The sequence below is a fragment of the Kitasatospora sp. NPDC057518 genome, assembly GCF_042802075.1.
Taxonomy (GTDB): Bacteria; Actinomycetota; Actinomycetes; order Streptomycetales; family Streptomycetaceae; genus Kitasatospora.
Genome location: NZ_JBHVEU010000607.1, coordinates 1 through 4340 on the forward strand (window position 1 = coordinate 1; position 4340 = coordinate 4340).

At 73.1% G+C, this 4340-nt stretch carries 4 protein-coding genes, 1 tRNA gene and 1 other RNA gene; 3 read left to right on the forward strand and 3 right to left on the reverse strand.

Features of this window, described 5'->3' with window-relative positions; all coding sequences use genetic code 11:
• Positions 1–89: 89 nt before the first annotated feature.
• Entirely contained in the window at positions 90–716 is a 627-nt protein-coding gene (locus tag ACFU7Z_RS36970; protein WP_380782458.1) for a TetR/AcrR family transcriptional regulator, read from the reverse strand.
• 110 nt (positions 717–826) lie between these two features.
• On the opposite strand from ACFU7Z_RS36970, the gene ACFU7Z_RS36975 reads away from it, so the two are divergent.
• Positions 827–1510 (forward strand): hypothetical protein, encoded by a 684-nt coding sequence (locus tag ACFU7Z_RS36975; protein ID WP_380782460.1) that lies wholly within the window; start codon positions 827–829, stop codon positions 1508–1510.
• A gap of 25 nt (positions 1511–1535) precedes the next feature.
• Here the strand turns inward: ACFU7Z_RS36975 and ACFU7Z_RS36980 are convergent, their stop codons facing one another.
• Positions 1536–2360, reverse strand: a complete 825-nt coding sequence (locus ACFU7Z_RS36980) for an alpha/beta fold hydrolase (protein WP_380782462.1) — start codon at positions 2358–2360, stop codon at positions 1536–1538.
• 205 nt (positions 2361–2565) lie between these two features.
• Positions 2566–2650, reverse strand: a tRNA-Ser gene (locus ACFU7Z_RS36985).
• Positions 2651–2761: 111 nt separating this feature from the next.
• Here ACFU7Z_RS36985 and ffs point away from each other — a divergent pair.
• An RNA gene (gene ffs, locus ACFU7Z_RS36990) (signal recognition particle sRNA small type) lies at positions 2762–2852 on the forward strand.
• A gap of 91 nt (positions 2853–2943) precedes the next feature.
• Positions 2944–4340 (forward strand): DNA polymerase III subunit gamma and tau (locus tag ACFU7Z_RS36995; RefSeq protein ID WP_380782464.1); only part of this gene is annotated, 1397 nt, incomplete at its 3' end.

Genomic DNA, 4340 nt, shown 5'->3' on the forward strand with positions numbered 1-4340 from the left:
CTACCTCGCAGGCCTCCACCTCCGCGCCTCAATGATCTGGATAGACGACCTCGTGCGACCACCCAACTGATCACAACATCACACAGGCCCTAGGAGAGCGCCGCGAAGCCGGTGCAGAGCAGGCGGACGCTCCGGGTGAACTTCTCGTCCTGGCCCACGCGCGGGATCAACGGGCCCATGAGCAGGGGGAACCGCTCGCACAGCTCGGCGTACTGCTCCGCGGTGACGGGCGGTGGCGCCGCCGGCTGGTTCTGCTCCTGGAGCACGAAGCCGGTGACGTGGCTGAGCAGGGTGTCGGCGGCGATGCCGCAGTGCTCGGCGGGGAGGCCGGCGTCGAGGAGGGTGCGCAGCAGGCGTTCCATCAGGGAGAGGGCGCCGGGGCTGAGCACGCCGGGGCTCTCGGCGAGGAGCTGGGCGCCGCCGGGGTGCTGTTTGAGGCTCAGGCGCAGGGCGGCGGCCTGGGCCTCGACGCGGTCCTGCCAGGTGGCGGTGGGCGGGAGGGCGGCGAGGGCCTCGGTGCCGGCGTCGTACGCGCTGCGGCAGACCCGGTCGGCCATCAGGGCGAGCAACTCGTCCTTGCCGCGCACGTGGTAGTAGAGGCTGCCCGCGTGGGCGTCCAGGCGGTCGGCGACCTGGCGCATGGACAGGTTCTGGTAGCCGACCTCCGCGAAGACGGCCATGCCCGCATCGACGATGCGCTCCTTGGTGAGCTTCATGCGGTCCACCGTACAACGTTTTCCAACACTGTTCGAAAAATGTGCTAGCTTGGCGCCATCAGGTTTTCGAACGGCGTTGGAAAACGTCGGAACCGGGGGGAGGGCCAGACATGGGAGCGATCGTCTTCAACGTGACCACGGCCGCGCTGATGGTCATGATGGTCAACTGCGGGCTCGGCGTCGTCGGCCGCGACACCCTGCGCGGACGGCCGCTCCCATGGACGGCGGTCGCCCTGACCGCGCTCGCCGTCGGCGGCGTCCTGCTCCAGCTGCTCTGGTCCGGCGCCATGGACGCGCTCGACGCGGACCCCGCCAAGTCCGGCTGGTGGCGCGAGCTCACCTCGGTGTTCATGCAGAACGGCGGCCTCTTCGGCGGCCTGTGGAACCTCGTCACCCTCGCCGCCGTCGCCGCCCTCGCCCAGTGGTACTGGGGAGGCCCGCTCACCCTCGGCTTCTTCCTCGCCGGCATCCTGCTGCCCGGCCGCGTCGACAGCCTGCTCGGCCTCGGCAGCGGCCCCAGCACCGACCCCCGCAACTTCGCCGGCAGCTCCGGCGCCACCTACTTCCTCGGCGCCACCCTCGCCCTGGCCTTCCTCACCCGCACCCGCCTCCCCAAGGAGCTCGCCCTGGCGGCCGGCGTCCCCGCCCTCGGCCTCGCCATGTGGATCGCCCAGGAGAACGGCCACGGACTCGTCTCCGTCTACGGCTTCGCCCTCGCGGCAGCCGCCTGGGCCGTCCGCCGCCGGCTCCGCCCGGCCGGCGCGTCCCACCCGGCCCCCGGCCGGGCGGCCTGACCCGCGGCTCTGCCCTGGAGGCGGGCTAGGGGGTCCGGCCGGCTCCTTCGATGAAGCCGGTCACGCGCTGCGCGTAGGCGTCCGGATGGCTGAGGTGGGGGACGTGCCCGGCTCCCTCGAAGGTGTGGGTCTCGGCGTGCGGCAGGGCGGCGGAGAGCCGGGCGACGATCGCGGCGAACCAGGGCGGGCTCTGCGTCCCCTTCGTCAGCAGGGCGGGCCCGGTGTAGTGGGAGAGGCGGCCGAGGTCGAGGTTGGCCCACTGCGGGTCCGCCTGCTCGTCCGCGAAGGTGGGGGCGTTGGCGACGAAGGTCTCGCGGAGCTGTTCCGGCAGCCGCTCCCAGGCGCCGGGCCCCAGGGCGACCTCCTCCACGAACCGGCGGGCCCCCGCGAGGGTCCGGCCGGCCGTCAGGAGGGCGAGGACGGATTCGATCCTCTCCCCGGTGGCCGCCGTCAGCGGCAGCAGCCGGGGGTCGTCGGCGACGGTGTCCAGGAGTGGGGGCTCGTGGGCGACGAGGCCCCGGAAGAGCTCGGGCCGCCGGGCCGCCAGGCCGAGCGCGGTCGAGGCGCCGAAGGAGTTGCCCGCGACGTACGCCGGCGCGAACCCGAGGGTCTCGATCAGCGCGGCCAGGTCCTCCTCGTCCTCGAACCGGGACCCCTGCCCCGGCGGGCGTTCGCTGCGGCTGTGCCCCCGCCGGTCGTAGACGAGGACCCGGAACTTCTGCGCGAGGGCGGGCAGGACCGGCCCCCAGCTGCCGTGGTCGCCCCACGAGCCGTGCACCAGGACCAGCGGCTCGCCGTCCCCGCCCACCTCGTAGAAGAGCTCGACCCCGTTCACCGCGACCCGTGGCATGTCCGCCCTCCTCGCCCGCAGACGGCGGTCGCCGCCGCGGCCATTGAGGCACCCTGGGCCCGGCCCCGCAACCGCGACGGGCCCGACACCACGCGTACGGTCGCCCCGCGCGATTGGGGCGGATCAAACCGCTGACGGGGCAGAAGCCCGAGGACGCGGAAACGACGAAGGCCCGGGCCGCTGAGCGGTCCGGGCCTTCTGCCGGCGGAGGATACGAGATTCGAACTCGTGAGGGGTTGCCCCCAACACGCTTTCCAAGCGTGCGCCCTAGGCCTCTAGGCGAATCCTCCGTGGGAGAGCTTAGTACATGTTTCGGGGTGCTCGCGACCACCTGTCCCGCAGGCGGGAGGGTGGGGGTGGCCTGTGGATCGTTGGGGCGGGGATCCGGTACTGTGGGGGTCAGCCCCTCGTGTGGCGTCATCTCTCTGAACCCCCCCAGGGCCGGAAGGCAGCAAGGGTAAGAGGGCTCTGGCGGGTGCGCGAGGGGTCTTTGCGTTCCCGGGGCCCGGTCGGGGCCGGTCGCGGACGGTCGGCGGAGTGAGGGGCGACGCGTTTGTCGGTCCGTCCCGATATCGTCGGGGGTGTGTCCCTAGCCCTGTACCGCCGCTACCGCCCCGAGACCTTCGCGGAGGTCATCGGGCAGGAGCACGTGACCGCTCCGCTCCAGCAGGCCCTGCGCAACAACAGGGTCAACCACGCGTACCTGTTCAGCGGGCCGCGCGGCTGTGGCAAGACGACGAGCGCGCGCATCCTGGCCCGTTGCCTCAACTGCGAACAGGGGCCGACGCCGACGCCCTGCGGGGAGTGCCAGTCCTGTCGGGACCTCGCGACCGGCGGGCCCGGGTCGATCGACGTGATCGAGATCGACGCCGCCTCGCACGGTGGTGTGGACGACGCGCGCGAGCTGCGCGAGCGGGCGTTCTTCGCGCCGGTGCACAGCCGGTACAAGATCTTCATCCTGGACGAGGCCCACATGGTGACCTCGGCCGGCTTCAACGCGCTGCTGAAGGTGGTCGAGGAGCCGCCGGAGCACCTCAAGTTCATCTTCGCGACAACCGAGCCGGAGAAGGTGATCGGGACGATCCGGTCCCGGACGCACCACTACCCGTTCCGGCTGGTCCCGCCCGGCACGCTCCGCGACTACCTGGCGGAGGTGTGCGGCCGGGAGGGGATCCAGGTCGAGGACACCGTGTTCCCGCTGGTGGTGCGGGCGGGGGCCGGGTCGGTGCGTGACTCGATGTCGGTCATGGACCAGCTGCTGGCCGGGGCCGGCGAGGGCGGCGTGACGTACCAGATGGCCACGGCGCTGCTCGGGTACACCGACTCCGCGCTGCTGGACGAGGTGGTGGACGCCTTCGCCGCGCACGACGGGGCGACAGTGTTCCAGGTGATCGACCGGGTGGTCGAGGGCGGGCACGACCCGCGCCGCTTCGTCACCGACCTGCTGGAGCGGCTGCGCGACCTGGTGATCCTGGCCACCGTGCCGGACGCGGGGGAGAAGGGGCTGATCGACGCCCCGGCGGACCGGGTCGCGGTGATGCAGGCGCAGGCGGACGCGTTCGGTGCGGCCGAGCTGAGCCGGGCCGCCGACCTCGTCAACACCGGGCTGACCGAGATGCGCGGCAACGCGGCGCCCCGGTTGCAGCTGGAGCTGATCTGCGCCCGGGTGATGCTGCCTGGCGCGTACAGCGACGAGCTGTCGTTGCAGGCGCGGATGGACAAGCTGGAGCGACGGGCGTCCGCGGGCGGGTTCGCCGCGCCGATGGCGGTGCCCGGGGGCATGCCGATGGCGGCTCCGACGGCGACGCCTCCGATGGCGGTGGCGCCGGTGGCCGAGGTGCCGGTGGCGCCCGCGCCGGTCCAGCCCGCCGCCGTACCGGCCGCGCAGGCCCCCCAGCCCGTACAGGCCGCGCCGCCCGCCGCCGCGCCCGCCGGGCCGGCGCCGGGTGCCTGGCCGATCCCGCGCAGAACCTTCCCCGC

What these genes read in the sequence shown, in the direction of transcription:
- ACFU7Z_RS36970 (WP_380782458.1), bottom strand. Translation starts at nt 716, where the DNA reads ATGAAGCTCACCAAGGAGCGCATCGTCGATGCGGGCATGGCCGTCTTC.
- ACFU7Z_RS36975 (WP_380782460.1), top strand. Translation starts at nt 827, where the DNA reads ATGGGAGCGATCGTCTTCAACGTGACCACGGCCGCGCTGATGGTCATG.
- ACFU7Z_RS36980 (WP_380782462.1), bottom strand. Translation starts at nt 2,360, where the DNA reads ATGCCACGGGTCGCGGTGAACGGGGTCGAGCTCTTCTACGAGGTGGGC.